14 protein-coding genes, 1 tRNA gene and 1 pseudogene are annotated in these 16,070 nt (G+C 66.7%); 15 read left to right on the forward strand and 1 reads right to left on the reverse strand.

Features of this window, described 5'->3' with window-relative positions:
- Positions 1–140: 140 nt before the first annotated feature.
- The 13 genes and pseudogenes from rlmD to AAFL97_RS24590 all read left to right on the forward strand — a co-directional run bounded on the left by rlmD (position 141) and on the right by AAFL97_RS24590 (position 12,053).
- Positions 141–1,451, forward strand: a complete 1,311-nt coding sequence (rlmD, locus tag AAFL97_RS07250) for a 23S rRNA (uracil(1939)-C(5))-methyltransferase RlmD (RefSeq protein ID WP_341644332.1) — start codon at positions 141–143, stop codon at positions 1,449–1,451.
- A 70-nt stretch (positions 1,452–1,521) separates the two neighbouring features.
- The gene (bioA, locus tag AAFL97_RS07255) at positions 1,522–2,991 is read left to right on the forward strand and encodes an adenosylmethionine--8-amino-7-oxononanoate transaminase (RefSeq protein ID WP_341644333.1); all 1,470 of its coding nucleotides are present in this window, start codon (positions 1,522–1,524) and stop codon (positions 2,989–2,991) included.
- Positions 2,957–4,183 carry an 8-amino-7-oxononanoate synthase gene (bioF, locus tag AAFL97_RS07260; RefSeq protein WP_341644334.1) on the forward strand — a complete coding sequence of 409 codons (1,227 nt, stop codon included), beginning with the start codon at positions 2,957–2,959 and terminating at the stop codon, positions 4,181–4,183. The genes bioA and bioF overlap by 35 nt, the downstream gene beginning before the upstream one ends.
- Positions 4,176–4,907, forward strand: coding sequence for an alpha/beta fold hydrolase (locus tag AAFL97_RS07265; protein WP_341644335.1), 732 nt, complete (start codon positions 4,176–4,178; stop codon positions 4,905–4,907). The genes bioF and AAFL97_RS07265 overlap by 8 nt, the downstream gene beginning before the upstream one ends.
- Complete coding sequence (gene bioC, locus AAFL97_RS07270; RefSeq protein WP_341644336.1) at positions 4,900–5,694, forward strand: malonyl-ACP O-methyltransferase BioC; 795 nt, start codon at positions 4,900–4,902, stop codon at positions 5,692–5,694. Before AAFL97_RS07265 ends, bioC begins: the two co-directional genes overlap by 8 nt.
- Positions 5,695–5,778: 84 nt before the next feature.
- On the forward strand, positions 5,779–6,504 hold the full coding sequence (gene bioD / locus AAFL97_RS07275) for a dethiobiotin synthase (protein ID WP_341644337.1): 726 nt from the start codon (positions 5,779–5,781) through the stop codon (positions 6,502–6,504).
- Positions 6,501–7,517, forward strand: coding sequence for a biotin synthase BioB (gene bioB / locus AAFL97_RS07280; RefSeq protein ID WP_263460099.1), 1,017 nt, complete (start codon positions 6,501–6,503; stop codon positions 7,515–7,517). Before bioD ends, bioB begins: the two co-directional genes overlap by 4 nt.
- A gap of 103 nt (positions 7,518–7,620) precedes the next feature.
- Positions 7,621–9,009: a cytochrome P450 gene (locus AAFL97_RS07285; RefSeq protein ID WP_341644338.1), complete on the forward strand. Its 1,389-nt coding sequence runs from the start codon at positions 7,621–7,623 to the stop codon at positions 9,007–9,009.
- Between the two features lie 200 nt (positions 9,010–9,209).
- Positions 9,210–9,299, forward strand: a tRNA-Ser gene (locus tag AAFL97_RS07290).
- Positions 9,300–9,319: 20 nt separating this feature from the next.
- A complete protein-coding gene (locus tag AAFL97_RS07295) occupies positions 9,320–9,982 on the forward strand; it encodes a hypothetical protein (RefSeq protein ID WP_341644339.1) in 663 nt (220 codons plus the stop codon).
- A 482-nt stretch (positions 9,983–10,464) separates the two neighbouring features.
- Complete coding sequence (locus AAFL97_RS07300; protein ID WP_263460101.1) at positions 10,465–10,722, forward strand: helix-turn-helix domain-containing protein; 258 nt, start codon at positions 10,465–10,467, stop codon at positions 10,720–10,722.
- Positions 10,723–10,869: 147 nt separating this feature from the next.
- Positions 10,870–11,541 (forward strand): annotated as a pseudogene (locus AAFL97_RS24585) (HipA domain-containing protein); the annotation flags it as partial.
- A complete protein-coding gene (locus AAFL97_RS24590) occupies positions 11,526–12,053 on the forward strand; it encodes a HipA domain-containing protein (protein WP_445954528.1) in 528 nt (175 codons plus the stop codon). The pseudogene AAFL97_RS24585 and the gene AAFL97_RS24590, both read left to right, overlap by 16 nt.
- Positions 12,054–12,082: 29 nt before the next feature.
- Here AAFL97_RS24590 and AAFL97_RS07310 read toward each other — a convergent pair whose 3' ends face one another.
- The gene (locus tag AAFL97_RS07310) at positions 12,083–13,054 is read right to left on the reverse strand and encodes a LysR substrate-binding domain-containing protein (protein WP_341644340.1); all 972 of its coding nucleotides are present in this window, start codon (positions 13,052–13,054) and stop codon (positions 12,083–12,085) included.
- A gap of 223 nt (positions 13,055–13,277) precedes the next feature.
- Between AAFL97_RS07310 and AAFL97_RS07315 the strand changes: the two genes are divergently transcribed.
- Both AAFL97_RS07315 and AAFL97_RS07320 read left to right on the forward strand, forming a co-directional pair.
- Positions 13,278–14,483 (forward strand): NAD(P)/FAD-dependent oxidoreductase, encoded by a 1,206-nt coding sequence (locus AAFL97_RS07315; RefSeq protein WP_341644341.1) that lies wholly within the window; start codon positions 13,278–13,280, stop codon positions 14,481–14,483.
- A 188-nt stretch (positions 14,484–14,671) separates the two neighbouring features.
- Positions 14,672–16,024 carry an MFS transporter gene (locus tag AAFL97_RS07320; protein ID WP_341644342.1) on the forward strand — a complete coding sequence of 451 codons (1,353 nt, stop codon included), beginning with the start codon at positions 14,672–14,674 and terminating at the stop codon, positions 16,022–16,024.
- Positions 16,025–16,070 lie beyond the last annotated feature (46 nt).

Below are 16,070 nucleotides of genomic sequence, written 5' to 3' on the forward strand. Positions count from 1 at the left end.
TCATGGCGCGGATTATAGGCCCGGGCGGGGGCCGGACGCTGGTGCCGGTGCGGGGGTGGCCGCGGCGGATGGTGGAAGTGACGCAAGAAGCAGGGGGACGGACGCGGTAGAATCGCGCCACTTTTCTCGGCGGAATCCCCATGTCGGCAGCAGTCATCGAATCGCTGGACCACGAAGGCCGCGGCATCGCCCATGTCGACGGCAAGGCCGTCTTCATCGAAGGCGCGCTGCCCGGCGAGCGGGTGGAATACACCGTGCTGCGCGAGCGGCCGCGTTATGCCCAGGCCGAAACGGCGCGGGTGCTGAAGGCGAGTGCGCAGCGGGTCGAGCCGCGCTGCGCGCATTTCGGCACCTGCGGCGGCTGTTCGATGCAGCATCTCGACCCGCTGGCGCAGGCCGCGGCCAAGCAGCGCATCCTGGAAGACGCGCTGTGGCACATCGGCAAGGTCGAGCCGCAGGTGATCTACCCGGCGATCCACGGCCCGGCCTGGGGCTACCGCTACCGTGCGCGGCTGACCGTACGCGTGGTGCCGAGCAAGGGCGGGGTGCTGGTCGGCTTCCACCAGAAGCGCTCGAGCCACATCGCCGACATGCAGTCCTGTCCGGTGCTGCCGCCGGCGATTTCCGCGCTGGTGCCGGAGCTGCACCGCCTGATCGCCAGGCTGTCGATCGCCGACCGCGTGCCGCAGATCGAGATCGCCGTCAGCGATACCGCGACCGCCTTCGTGTTCCGCCACCTGCTGCCCTTCAGCGAAGGTGACCGGCGTGCGCTGGCCGCTTTCGCCGACGCCCACGGCATCCAGGCCTGGGCGCAGCCCGGCGGCCCGGACACCGCCGCGCCGCTGCATCCGCAGGGCGGCCCCGGCTTGGCCTACACCTTGCCCGAGTTCGACGTGCGGATGGACTTCCGCCCCACCGATTTCACCCAGGTCAATGTCCACATCAACCGCCTGCTGATCCGGCGCGCAATACAACTGCTCGATCCGCAGCCGGGCGAGCGCATCGCCGACCTGTTCTGCGGCCTGGGCAACTTCAGCCTGCCGATCGCGCGGCGCGGCGCGACGATGGTCGGCGTGGAGGGCAGCGAGGCGCTGGTCGAGCGCGCCCTGGCCAATGCCGCGGCCAACGGCCTGGCGGAACGCTGCGAATTCCATGCAGCCAACCTGTTCGAAGCCACCGAGGACAGCCTGGCTGCGCTCGGGCCGCTCGACAAGCTGCTGATCGACCCGCCGCGCGAGGGCGCGATCGCGGTGGTCAAGGCGATCAACTCGTTGCAGCGCCCGCCGCGCATCGTTTACGTATCATGCAACCCGGCGACGTTGGCACGCGACGCAGCGGTGCTGGTGCATGAAAAAGGCTATGTGCTGCGCGGCGCCGGCATCGCCAACATGTTCCCGCAGACCTCGCACGTCGAGTCGATTGCGCTTTTCGAGCTGGGCGAACAGGGCTGAAGGCTTTTCATTTTGGCCTGCAACTGAAACAATCACGGTTCTGTGATTCATAATTATGGACGAAGAGGGCATGGCGTCCCGTTCCCCTGACCCCGATTTCCCGGCCCGTGGCAGCACCGCTTCCGGTAGCGGCCCCGTGCGTGACGAGCAGGCCGCCTGGCAGCGGCGCAGCATCGCCCAGGTGTGGCATCCCTGCACCCAGATGCAGCGCCTGCAGGCGGTGCCGCCGCTGCCGATCGCGCGCGGTCAGGGGCCGTGGCTGTACGACTACGCCGGCGGGCGCTATTTCGACGCCAACAGTTCGTGGTGGGTGAATCTCTTCGGCCACGCCGATGTGCGCATCAACGCCGCGCTGCGCGAACAGCTCGGCACCTTGCCGCACGTGATGCTGGCCGGCTGCACCCATGCGCCGGCGGTGGAACTGGCCGAGCGCCTGTCGGCGCTGACCGATGGCGTGCTCGGCCATGCTTTCTTCGCCAGCGACGGCGCCTCGGCGGTCGAGATCGCGCTGAAGATGAGCTTTCACTGCTGGCGCAACCGGGGCCGCGACAGCAAGCGCGAATTCGTCTGCGTGCGCCATGGCTACCACGGCGAAACCCTGGGCGCGCTGGCGATGACCGACGTCACGGTGTTCCGCGACGCCTACGCGCCGCTGCTGCTGCAGGCCCACCTCGTCGCCTCGCCCGACGCCCGCCAGGCCGGCCCCGGCGAGACCGCGGCCGACGTCGCCGAGCGCGCGCTGGAAGAGGTGCGGGCCTTGTTCGAAACCCGCCACGAACACATCGCCGCCTTCATCGTCGAGCCGTTGGTGCAGTGCGCCGCCGGCATGGCGATGTACGACCCGGCCTACCTGCGCGGCCTGCGCGCGCTGTGCGAGCGCTACGACGTCCATCTGATCGCCGACGAGATCGCCGTCGGCTGCGGCCGCAGCGGCAGCTTCTTTGCGTTCGAGCAGGCGGCGGGCGAGGGCGAAGCGCCGTTGTGGCCGGACTTCGTCTGCCTGTCGAAAGGCATCAGCGGCGGCTACCTGCCGCTGTCGCTGGTGCTGAGCCGGAACGAGATCTACGAAGCCTTCCTCGACGACGAGGTCGCGCGCGGTTTCCTGCACTCGCATTCCTACACCGGCAACGCGCTCGCCTGCCGCGCGGCGCTGGCGGTGCTCGATCGCTTCGAACAGGAAGACGTGCTGGTCCGCAACCGGGCCAGCGCCGAGGCGCTGACGGCTGCGCTGGCGCCGCTGGCCGAGGATCCGCGCATCGAGCACCTGCGCCGGCGCGGCATGATCTGGGCTTTCGACGTGCGTGAAGAATGGGCCGGCGAGCGCTTCGCCGAACGTTTCCATCTCGCCGGGCGCCGCCACGAACTGCTGATCCGCCCGATCGGCCGCACGGTGTACCTGATGCCGCCCTACGTGCTCGACGACGAGCTGTCCGCCTGGCTGGCGGCACGGGTGCGGGCGACGCTCGACGACGTGCTGGCAGATGGCACCCCCACCCGGAGTAGCGATGCTGCTGGCGCATCTGACCCGGCGACGGCTTGAGCGCGAGGCCGCGGCGCTGCTGCGCCGCCGCCGAATCGCCGCTTCGCCCTGTGCGCCCCTGCAGACCGTCGAAAGTGGCGAGAGCGGCACGCGCCAGTTGCTGAACTTCGGCAGCAACGACTACCTCGGCCTCGCCAGCCATCCGGACGTCGCCGCCGCGCTGGCCGAAGGCGCGCAGCGCTGGGGGGCGGGCAGCGGCGCCTCGCACCTGGTCACCGGCCACAGCCAGGCCCATGCCCGGCTCGAAGGCGAACTGGCGCAACTGCTGTCGCCCTGGGTGCCGGATGCGGCGGCGCTGCTGTTCTGCAGCGGCTTCATGGCCAACCTGGCGCTGCTGACCACGCTCGGCGCCGAGCAGGCGGCGATCTTCGCCGACAAGCTCAACCACGCATCGCTGGTCGATGGCGGCCTGCTCGCGGCGGCAAGGATGCGGCGCTATCCGCATGGCCGCCTCGATCTGCTCGACGCCATGCTGCGCGACTGCGAGCAGCCGATCCGGCTGATCGTCACCGACGCGGTGTTCAGCATGGACGGCGACGTCGCGTCGCTGCCCGAACTGCTGGCATTGGCCGAACGCCACGACGCCTGGCTGATCATCGACGACGCCCACGGTTTCGGCGTGCTCGGTCCGAACGGCGAGGGCGCGCTGGCGCATTTCGGCCTGCGCAGCGAGCGCCTGATCTACATGGGCACGCTCGGCAAGGCCGCCGGCGTGGCGGGCGCTTTCGTCGCCGCCCATCCGGCGGTCGTCGATGCGCTGGTGCAGGGCGGCCGCAGCTACATCTACACCACCGCGATGCCGCCTGCGCTGGCCAACGCCCTGAGCGCCAGCCTGAAGCTGATCACGGGCGAGGAGGGCGCGGCGCGGCGGCAAAGGCTCGCCACGCTGACGACCGCGCTGCGCGAGCGCCTGTCCGCCCTGATCGCCCGCCATCCCGGTCGCGGCTGGCAACTGGCCGATTCCGCCACGCCGATCCAGCCGCTGATCGTCGGCGACAACGCCGCCGCGCTGGCACTGGCTTCGGCGCTCGACGCCGCAGGGCTGTGGGTGCCGGCCATCCGCCCGCCCACGGTGCCGGCCAATACCGCGCGGCTGCGCATCACGCTGAGCGCGGCACATACGCTGGACGACGTCGAGCGCTTGTGCGACGCACTGGCCGACTGCGGATCCGGGGTGAACCGCCATGCGTGAACATCTGATCCTGCTGCCGGGCTGGGGCCTGGGCAGCCTGCCGCTGGAGGGCCTGGCCGAAACCCTGCGCGGGCTCGAGCCGATGCTGCGGGTGGACATCGAGCCGCTGCCCGAACTGGCCAGCGGCGAAGCGCGCGACTGGCTGCTGGAGCTGGACGCGCGCCTGCCGCCGGATACCTGGCTGGGCGGCTGGTCGCTCGGCGGCCTGCTCGCCAGCGGACTGGCGGCGCTGCGCGGCGAAGGCTGCCGCGGCCTGCTGACGCTGGCCAGCAATCCCCGCTTCGTGGCCGGCAGCGACTGGCCGCACGGCATGGACGAGGCGAGCTTCGACGCCTTCGTCGATGGCTGCCGTGCCGATCCCGACGCCACCCTCAGGCGTTTCAGCCTGCTCTGCGCGCAGGGCGCGGCCGCAGCCCGCAGCCTGGCGCGCCAGTTGCAGGCTGCGGCGCCCCGCACCGCGGCGCAGGTGCGGCTGGCCGGGCTGGAAGTGCTCGGCAGTTGCGACGGGCGCGGCGCACTGCGAGACTTCGGCGGGCCGCAACTGCATCTGCTTGCCGGCGCCGACGCCCTGGTGCCGGCCGAGGTGGCCGGCGAGCTGCTGGCATTGCAGCCGGACATCGCGGTCGGGCTGATCGAGGACGCAAGCCACGCCTTCCCGCTGGAGCGGCCCCACGAGGTGGCGGCGGCGATGCTGGCTTTCATCGGCGAGGCCGGCAATGCCTGAACACCTGCTTATCGTGCCGGACAAGCGCCAGGTGGCTGCTTCCTTCTCCCGTGCTGCGGGCAGCTACGATGCTGCCGCATCGCTGCAGCGCGAAGTGGGTGCGCGGCTGCTGGCGCGCCTGCCGTCCCTGGCGTTCGGCCGCTGGCTCGATCTGGGATGCGGCACCGGACACTTCACCCGATCGCTGGCTGAGCGCTTCGGTGCCGATGCCGGCGTCGCCCTGGACCTGGCCGAAGGCATGCTGCGCCATGCCCGGCCGCAGGGCGGCGCGCGGCACTTCATCGCCGGCGATGCCGAAGCCCTGCCGCTGCGCGACGGCAGTCTCGACCTGATCTATTCCAACCTGGCGGTGCAATGGTGCGGCGATTTCGCCGCCGTGCTGGGCGAGGCGCAGCGGGTGCTGAGGCCGGGCGGGGTGCTGGCCTTCAGCAGCCTGTGTGCCGGCACCCTGGGAGAATTGCGCGACAGCTGGCAGGCGGTGGACGGCTTCACCCACGTCAATCGCTTCCGCGCCTTCGGTGACTACGAGGCCTTGTGCGCGGACAGCGGCCTGCTGGTGCTGGTGCTCGAACGCCAGGCGCGGACGCTGCATTTTCCCGATCTGCGCGCGCTGGCCCGCTCGCTCAAGGAGCTGGGCGCGCACAATCTCAACCCCGGCCGGCCGGGCGGGCTCACCGGCCCGGCGCGGATCCGCGCCCTGGCCGCCGCCTACGAGGGCTTGCGCACGGCCGAGGGCCTGCCGGCCACCTACCAGGTGGTCCATGCCGTTCTGTACAAGAGTCGATGAAAGCCCGGATGAAGAAGCCATGAACCCATCCCGGCGCGATCGTCCAGGCTTCGGCGCTTTCACCGAATTACCGGAGGAGCCGTAATGGCCCACGCCTGTTTCGTCACCGGCACCGACACCGAGATCGGCAAGACCACCGTCGCCGCCGCCATCGTCGGCCTGCTGGCCAAGACCGGGCTGCGCGTCGCCGGGCTGAAGCCGGTCGCTGCCGGCATCGGCGTGATCGACGGCGAACGCATCAACGAAGACGTCCATGCACTGCGTGCAGCCAGCAACGTGGCGCTGAGCGCCGACGAGATCGCGCCTTTCCAGTTCGAGGCCGCCTGCGCGCCGCACGTCGCCGCCGCGCTCGAAGGCCGCAGCATCGAGCGTGGCCCTATACTGGCGTCCATCCGGGCCGCGGCGGCGCGCTGCGACAGGGTGGTGATCGAAGGCGTCGGCGGTTTCCGCGTGCCCTTGGATACCGCCGGCGGCTGGGATAGCGCCGACCTGGCGCGTGACCTGGATCTGCCGGTGCTGATGGTGGTCGGCCTGCGCCTGGGCGCGATCAACCATGCGCTGCTCACCGCCGAAGCCGTCCGTGCGCGCGGGCTGCGCTTGTGCGGCTGGGTGGCCAACACCATCGACCCGGCGATGGCCCAGGCTTCGGCGACGCTCGACGCGCTGGCCGCCGGCCTGGGCAACGCGCCCTGCCTGGGCCTGGTGCCGCGGCTGCCGGCACCGTCGCCCGAAGCCATCGCCCCATACCTGAACGTGCCTGCGTTGCACCGATTGTTCGATTCCGATTCCGTCCTCAAGGAGAACCCATGACCACTGTCGCTACCGTGTCGCCCGACGCCCTGCGCCGCACCGCGCCCCAGCCCGTCCCGGCGGCCACCGGCGCCTGGCGCGTCGAAGAGATCGAAGCCCTGTTCGCGCTGCCTTTCATGGAACTGGTGTTCCGCGCCCAGCAGGTCCATCGCCAGCATTTCGATCCGAGCGAGATCCAGCTCTCGACGCTGCTGTCGATCAAGACCGGCGGCTGCGCCGAGGACTGCGGCTACTGCTCGCAGTCCGCCCATTTCGACACCGGCCTGAAAGCCGAGAAGCTGATGCCGGTCGACGAGGTGCTGGAAGCCGCCCGCGCCGCCAAGGCCCAGGGCGCCAGCCGCTTCTGCATGGGTGCCGCGTGGCGCTCGCCCAAGCCGCGCGACATGGAGCGGGTGACGACGATGGTGCGCGAAGTGAAGGCGCTCGGGCTGGAAACCTGCATGACGCTGGGCATGCTGGACGAAGGCCAGGCCCAGTCGCTGAAGGACGCCGGCCTCGACTACTACAACCACAACCTCGACACCGCGCCGGAGTACTACGGCAAGGTCATCGGCACCCGCACCTACCAGGACCGCCTCGACACCCTCGGCAACGTGCGCGCGGCCGGCATCAACGTCTGCAGCGGCGGCATCGTCGGCATGGGCGAGACGCGCGCCCACCGCGCCGGCCTGATCGCCCAGCTCGCAAACCTCGAACCGCCGCCCGAATCGGTGCCGATCAACAACCTCGTGCCGATCCCCGGCACGCCGCTGGCCGACGTCGATCCGATCGACCCCTTCGAGTTCGTACGCACCATCGCGGTGGCGCGCATCACGATGCCGACCAGCTACGTCCGCCTGTCGGCCGGGCGCCAGGAAATGGACGAAGCCCTGCAGGCGCTGTGTTTGATGGCGGGCGCCAACTCCATCTTCTACGGCGACCACCTGCTGACCACCCCCAATCCCGGCACCGGCCGCGACCGCAGCCTGCTCGAGCGGCTCGACATGCGCATCGAGGGGCAGGACGCCGCATGAACGCCTCCGCCGGGCCGTCCGAAGCGGGCGCTCAGCCTCCCGCGGGGAGGGCGAAGCAGGGGTTTCGCGCGGCAATGCTGCGCGCCTGCGGAGCGGGCCGGCTGTGCAAAGCCGGCCCTACGTCGCGCAGCGACGAGAGCGGCGCGCGGTGACCCGGGCGGCCAGCGCCGGCCTGCCGGCCTTCGACGCCGGCTTCCTGCGCGACCCCTATCCGGCCTACCGTGCCCTGCGTGAAGCGGGGCCGCTGCACTGGTGCGAGGATTTCTTCCAGGGCGCGTGGCTGGTGACGCGGCACGCGGACGTCGAACGCGTGCTGCGCGACCCGCGCTTCTCGTCGCAGCGCACCGGCGGCTGGGTGAAACGCGCCGAGGGGCTGGACGCGGCGCACGGCGGGGCCTATGCGGCGGCGCGCGCGCAGGGCGGCCTGGACCGCTTCCAGCGCCTGTTCTCGCGGGCGATGGTGTTCCTCGATGCGCCCGACCACACCCGGCTGCGCCGGGCGATGCTGGGCGGCTTCCATCCGGCGACGATCCGCGCCCTCGCGCCCGAGATCGAGCGCCTGGCCGACGGGATCCTCGACGGGCTCGATGGCGGGCAGGGCTTCGACTTCATCGAAGCCGTCGCCCGGCCGCTGCCTTCGCGCGTCATCGGCCTGATGCTCGGCATCGACCGCGCCGACGAGGCGCAATTCATCGCCTGGTCGGAAGAACTCGCGGTCTTCATCGGCGCCGTTCGACCCGAGGTCGAGCAACTGCAGCGCGCCCAGCGCAGCCTGCTGCAACTGGTGCGCTATTTCGATGCTCTGATCGAAGCCCGCCGCCGCGTGCCCGGTACCGACCTGGTCAGCCGCCTGGTGCAGGCCGAGCAGCAAGGCCTGGTGCGCGCCGACGGCGAACTGCTCGCGCAATGCGCGATGCTGCTGTTCGCCGGCCACGAGACGACGCGCAACCTGCTCGGCAACGGCCTGTTCACGCTGCTGTCGCACCCCGGCCAGTGGGCCGCGCTGTGCGCGCAGCCGGACGGCATCGGTGCCGCCGTGCGCGAAATCCTGCGCTACGACAGCCCGGTGCAATACACCGGCCGCCGCGTCAGCCGGGAAATCGAGTTGCACGGCCGCACCCTGCGCAGAGGCGAACTGCTCATCGCCCTGATCGGCTCGGCCAACCGTGATCCTGCCCGCTATACCGACCCCGAGCGCTTCGACATTACCCGCGGCGAAGGCAGCCATCTCGCCTTCGGCAGCGGCCCGCACGTCTGCATCGGTGCAGGCCTGTCGATGCTCGAAGCCGACATCACGCTGCGCGCGCTGATGCGCCGTTGGCCCGATCTGCGCTTGGCCGATGCCGAGCCGCCGTGGAACGGCAATGCCGCGCTGCGCGGCCTGCTGCGCCTGCCGGTGCGCTGCGCCGATACAGCAGCGGGGGGTGAAGTGGCTGAATTCGATATGCAGGAAGGGTATCGGCCGGCGCCCGCGATGGTCTCGTCGACTTGAGTCGGCGTGCCGTCTGCCCGGTGCTATAATCGCGCCCTCTTGCGGAGGCGTGGCAGAGCGGTTGAATGCAACGGTCTTGAAAACTTACGTTCAGACCGCAAGATAACAAAAGAAAATATTGTAAAAACAATGCGTTACAAGGATTCTCCCGGCGGCAGTGTTGGTGCCGTTTAGCAGATTCTTAGCACGTCACAGGATTAGGTGGGTTGGCAGAGCGGTTGAATGCACTAGTCTTGAAAACTAGCAAGGATGTAAGTCCTTCCAGGGTTCGAATCCCTGACCCACCGCCATCACAATAACGAGAAAGCAGATGTGCGACGCCCTTGTGTGGTCCTTTGATGCGATAACAAGCGTCAGTTGGCTTGAGGTCATCAAGGCGCTCGCTCCTGTAGCTACAGCCATCATTGCATTCGTTGCCTTGAGGAACTGGCAGCGACAGGACAAAGCCAAGCGAGAAGCGGAATTTCTCGATTCCCTGATTGAAGCTACCCACACCTACATCGCCGAGATGCCTAAGCCCATCACGCTCTTGGAGATGGCAAAGGTCGGCATGGAAAGCCACGCGCCAACGTGGGAAAGCGGTGACGATGCAGACAAGACGGTCAAGGGTGCGATTGCCTACATCCAGAAGAGCGGCGAGCAAGACGCAAAGCGACTGCTGGACGTACTGGAAGCTGTCCAGCCGACAACGATCAAGCTCAGGTCGCTGGCAACGAAGGGGCAGGTATTCAAGTTTGACAACTATGCGAAATGCCAGAACGCTGTTACGGAACTGACGTGGCATTTTGACCGGATAGAAGCATTCACAGCCGTCATTGGATCACCAACGTGGAACTGGGAGCGTCCTGAAATGCTCGGCACTCTGAAGGGCGTGATGGGCATCGACCCGAACGACATCCGCGAAAGCCTCAAGAAAAACAACGTCGCCATAATCGAATTCGCCAGCGGAGCCTACAAGCGAATCTACGGCTAGAGCAGTTGGCAGCAGAGCTTGATAGTTTCGGCACGCCCGCAAATCGGCCTAATCACGCCTACAGGCTGGTTTCATCAGACTCAATACAAGCACGAAGGTACCGCGCCGAACGTCGCCTTTGCGTCTCTCGGACGCTGGGCCGCGTAGCCGCTGACACAGGCCGCTGTGGTCATCATCCCGCCACTACCCTACGGACTCGCGCTTTGAATCGCCTGTAGCGGCTGCAATTGACGCGCGCGATTGCGTCCAAGAAGTCGTTGCCGCTTCTCGGAGACCTGTCTTGCAATGTGCGCATTTCAACCCGCACAGGAGCAACGACATGGAACAAGCCAAAACCTAGCCTCGCAGACCCCTTGTCGGGGTCATCCTGCTGCGTCAATGGAAAGCGTCACGCTCCCCCAATTTTTATTCTTGGGGTGCATATCTTGTATTTATGCGCATTAACGCATAAATTGGAGATATTCCTCTAGCGCATATTGACCATGCACACGATACGGACCGTCGAGCAGCTTGCTTCCGTGCTTCAAGGCATGAGGGCTTCCCGCAAGCTCACGCAGGCCCAGTTGGGCGAGGCCATGGGGTTATCCCAGGCGCGCATCTCGAGGCTCCTGGACAATCCAGCGAACGTGACTGTCGATCAGCTCCTCACCCTGCTGATGCTGTTCGACGCCGAGCTCGCCATCCGACCCAGGCCGCAAGGCGGTGCGGCGGCTGCAGGTCCGCGCGAGGACGCCTGGTAATGGCGGGGCGGCCGTCGAAACGCAGGACACTCGCCGTATGGATGAATGGCGAGGCGGTGGGGCACTGGACCCTCGCTCCCGACGGTCACCGGTTCGTACCTGGAGGCCTGGCTCGGCTCACCGTCGGCGCGCGCGATTTCGCTGTCCATGCCGTTGGAGCAGGGCACCAGACCCTTCGCCGGTGACCGGGTCGAGACCTACTTCGAGAACCTTTTGCCTGAGAGCATCGCGATTCGAAAGCGTATCGCGCAGAAGTTCGGGACATCCGCCTCGACCTTCGATCTCCTGGCCCATATCGGCCGGGATTGCGTGGGAGCCGTGCAGTTGCTCCCACTGGACGTGGAGCCCACCGGCGTGCGCCGCATCGATGCCGAGCCGTTGACGGACGGCCAGGTGGAAGCATTGCTCGACGCCACCATCTCGAATGCTCCGCTCGGCCTCGGTGACGAGGAAGGGCTGAGGATTTCCATCGCCGGCGCGCAGGAGAAAACGGCGTTGCTGCAGCATGAGGGGCGTTGGTGCCGGCCGCTGGGTGCCACGCCCACGACGCATATCCTCAAGCTCCCCATGGGTGAAGTCGGCCATGTGCGGGCCGATTTTTCCACCTCGGTAGAGAACGAGTGGCTGTGCGCCCAGATTGCGCGCGAGTTCGGCTTTGCGGTGGCGGAGTGCGAAATTCTCCGATTCGGACACCACAAGGTACTCTCGGTGGCGCGCTTTGATCGCGTGCTGCTCGAAGGCTGGTGGGCCCGGCGCCCGCAGGAGGACTTCTGCCAGGCCCTCGGGGTGCCGGCTGAAAGGAAATACGAAGAGCATGGGGGACCAGGCATGGCGGACATCCTGCGTGTCCTGCGCGGCAGCGACGGGCCGAAGGAGGACCGGCCCGATTCCTCGCGGCACAACTGTTGTTCTGGCTTCTCGCGGCACCCGACGGGCATGCCAAGAACTTCAGCATCTTCCTGCTGCCGGGCAGCCGGTTCCGACTCACTCCGCTCTACGACATCATGTCCGCCTGGCCCATCATCGGCTCGGGCGCGTGCCAGTTCCCGTGGCAGAAGGTGAAGCTCGCCATGGCCGTACGCTCGAAAAACATCCATTACCGGATGCACGATCTTCAACGCCGGCACTGGAGCACCGTAGCGCGCGCGAACGCGCTTGGTCCCGATTTCGAGCCGGTCATCGAGGATTTCATTCGGCGAGCGCCGGAAGTCGTCGAAGCCGTGTCACGCATCCTGCCCGCAAGCTTCCCGGCGGGTGTGAGCGAGCCCATATTTCAAGGTCTGCTGAGCCAGGTCGGGCGTCTGGCCGCCGGACAGCTCCCCGGAGCGTAGCCGGCCGGGGCGAGTTCAGCCGCCCGGGATCATCCTGCCGCCAGGCCGCACTCGGCCAGGAACCAGTCGCGGAAGCGGCCCAATGCCTCGTCGTCGGCCTTGTCCTCGCGGTAGGCGAGGTAATGGCGCGTCTCTTCCAGTTCCACTTCATGTTCGACCGGCCTGACCAGGCGGCCCTGCTGGATCAGGGGGGCCACCAGGTGGTCCCAGCCCAGGGATAGGCCCTGGCCGTTGAGCGCCATCTGGATCAGCAGGTTGTAGTCGTTGGCGTTGAAGTAGTGCCGATCCCTGCGGAGGCGGTCTTCGATGTCCAGGTGGTGAATGGCCAGCCATACGCCCCAGTCGACGTGCTCGGCGATCCCCGAGCGCTCATAGGGGCTCAGGTCGAGCAAGACGCCCTGCATCAGTCCCTCGATGTTCCGTATTTCCGGGTGCGCCTCCAGATAGGCAGGCGAGCAGACCGGATAGATCCGGTCGTGGAACAGCGGTTCGCTGATGTAGCCGTCCCGTATCGATGAAAGCTTGGTGATGAAAACGTCCGGCTGGATGTCGGGAGCCATGGACAGGAAGTTCTGGGTCGACACCAGGTCGACGTCGATGTCCGGATTCGCGCTGAAGAAGCTGGGCAGCCGGTGTGCCATCCACAGTGCCGAGAAGGCCGGCGAGCAGCACAGGCTCAGGGTGCGCCTGCTGCTGCTGCCGTGGCCCTGCCGGATGCGTATCGCCGCCTGGGCGATGTTGATGAAGGACAACTGCGCGGCATCGAAGAAGGTGGAGCCGGCCGCGGTCAGTTCGACCGAACGCCCGGTGCGCGTGAACAGCGCCGTACCCAGATGCTCTTCGAGTTCCTTGATCTGGCGGCTGATCGCAGCCTGGGTGACGCACAGCGTTTCGGCAGCGCGGGTGAAGCTGCGGTGGCGGGCTGCGACGACGAAACATCTCACTGCCCGCAGGGAGGGCATCTTGAGCAGCAATTGGCCGGGCGCTGTGCGTTTGTTCATAACATGAGGTTATCGATAGTCCGGAAAAAAGGTTGTTTGTCCAGAAATGGCTGCGTCTCTAGACTCTGCAAAAAATAAATTGATCAGACGATAAGACGGAGACCATGAAATGACAAGAGTTGCTTCACTGCCTGCGGATGATGCGGCATGCGGCTGGTATCACACCAGTGCGCCTCGCCGGGCAAAAGAAAGTCATTCCGGCGAAAAGAAAACCCGCTGGGCAGTGATCGGTGCCGGATTCACCGGCCTGGCGGCGGCGCGGCAATTGGCCTTGAATTTCCCGGACGAGGAAGTCGTGCTGATCGAGGCCCAGGAAGTGGGTTTCGGCACTTCGGGCAGAAATGCCGGATTCGCGATCGATCTGCCGCACGACATCGGCGCCAAGGATTACATCGGCGACATCAATATCGCGCAGAGCACGCTCAAGCTCAATCTGCTGGGGCAGTCCATTCTGCGCTCGCTGGTGGAGCAGCACGGTATCGATTGCCAGATGCACGCCTGCGGGAAATATCAGGGCGCCATCGAGGACCGCGGCGTGGCCGTGCTCGATGCCTATCGCAGCGGCCTGGACAAGCTCGGCCAGCCCTACGAAGTGATCGAAGGCAAGGATCTGCCGGATCACATCGGTACCTCGTTCTACCGCAAGGCGCTATTCACGCCCGGCACCATCCTGATCCAGCCTTCGGCCCTGGTGAAAGGGCTGGCTGACAGCCTGCCGTCCAATGTCACGCTGTACGAGAACACCCCGATCACCGATTTCGAATACGGCGACAAGGTAGTGCTGGGGCATCGCAACGGCCGCATCACGGCGGACAAGCTGGTACTGGCCAACAACGCCTTCGGCATGCGCTTCGGCTTCCTGCAGCGGACGATGCTGCCGATGTTCCTGTACGCCAGCCTGACCCGGCCGCTGACCGCGGCCGAGCAGGCGCAATTGGGCGGCAAGCCGTTCTGGGGCGTGATTCCCGCCGATCCGTTCGGCAGCACGGTGCGCCGCACGCCCGACAACCGCGTCCTGATTCGCAACAGCTTCAGCTTCAACCCGAATCAGCAGCCGAAGCCGCATTGCCTGGAGCGTTTCGTCCGCAATCATCGCCAGTCCTTCGAGCGGCGTTTTCCGATGCTGCCGGACGTCGATTTCGAATACACCTGGAGCGGCTCGCTGGCGCTGTCGCAGAACCACAAGGGCTTTTTCGGCCAGCTTGCGCCCAATGTCTATGGCGCATTGTGCTGCAACGGCCTGGGCGTGACCCGCGGCACCGTGACCGGAACGCTGCTGGCGGACTGGATCGCCGGCCAGCGCAATGAGCAGATCGATTTCCTGCTGGCCACTTCCGGGCCGAACAAGGTACCTCCCGAACCATTCCTGTCGATCGGCGTGAATGCCACCCTCTGGTGGGGGCAGATGAAAGCCGGCAAGGAAATGTAATCGCCTGAAGTGATCCGCGCGCGCCATTGCTGATGGCGCAGCGCTCGATTGGCGGCCTGCAGATGGCGCCGGGTGGCGTTCGTCCATCCGCAGGGCAATTTCCCCGAATGGGACGTCAGGCGATCGTCCGGAAAAGGAAATGAACCGCCGGATTTAATTGATACCCAAACAAGGATGCAGGAGGCAAAATGAATCAAACTTACTCAAAGGGAACAGGCCGCGCCGTTTCCATCGAGGATGTTCCCATCAATGGTTTCCACCAATTGCTGACCGTGCGTTCGGGCGGCGGCTGGGTGATGGACGGCTACATCCTCAGCATCATCGGTGTCGCCCTGATGCAGTTGTCGGCCGAATTGAGCCTGGACAGTTTCTGGGAAGGCATGATCGCGGCCTCGGCACTGATCGGCATTTTCTTCGCGGGCTTCTTCGGCGGCTGGCTCACCGACAAGCTGGGACGGCAGAAACTGTATTTCGTCCCGCCCATCCTGTTCACGCTGTGCTCGCTGGCGCATCTGTGGGTGGATTCCGCCGTCGCCATCTTCATGCTGCGCTTCCTGATCGGCGTCGGCGTGGGCATCGAATATCCGGTGGCCAGCTCGCTGCTGGTGGAGTTCCTGCCCAGCAAGAACCGCGGCCCCCGGTTGGCGGCGCTGACGATTCTCTGGTTCGCCGGTGCGGCGCTGGCCTACATCGTCGGCAACGCCATCCTGAGTGCGGCAGGTCCGGAAGCCTGGCACTGGGTGCTGGCCAGCCCGGCGGTGCTCGGCGTGATGCTGTTCCTGGTGCGCCTGGGGACGCCGGAGTCGGCACGCTGGCTGCTCAGCAAGGGGCGCAGCGCCGAGGCCGATCGTGTCATCAAGAAGGTCTACGGCCCGACGTTCTCGCTGGCCAACATGCCGGAAGCGCCTGCCGACAAGAAGGTCTCGCTCGGTACGCTGATCCAGTCCGGCTACGGCAAGCGCCTGCTGTTCGTCGGCGTGTTCTGGGCCTGCTCGGTGATTCCGGTGTTTGCCGTGTATGCCTTCGTGCCCAAGGTGCTGGCAGCGCTGAACCTGACCGGCGACTGGGCAGCCTATGGCTCGATCGCGATCACGCTGCTGTTCGTGGTGGGCTGCATCGTCGCCACGCCGCTGGTGAACATCATCGGCCGCCGTCCGCTGGTGATCTGGAGCTTCCTGCTGTCGGCGCTGGCACTGCTGGGGCTGGGCAGTTTCTCGAACAGCGCGGAATGGGTGGTGCTGACCTTCTTCGGCCTCTACGCCTTGTTCATCGGCGGCGCGCAGGTGCTGCAACTGGTGTATCCGAACGAGATCTTCCCGACCGACATCCGGGCTGCAGGCGTGGGCATCGGCGCCTCGATCTCGCGCATCGGCGCGGCCATCGGCACCTGGCTGGTCCCGATCTCGCTGGTGAGCATCGGCATCGGCAACACCATGTACGCCGCCGCCGCGGTGTCCTTCGTCGGCCTCGCCGTGTCGGTGTGGCTGGCGCCGGAAACCCGCGGCATGACGCTGGAAGACGCCGCTTCGCTGAAGCGCTGAATCCCGGATTTTCCCTGAACCCGTTCAACCTCATTCGCGTGTCGCT

It is taken from the genome of Thauera sp. SDU_THAU2 (genome assembly GCF_038260575.1).
Taxonomy (GTDB): Bacteria; Pseudomonadota; Gammaproteobacteria; order Burkholderiales; family Rhodocyclaceae; genus Thauera.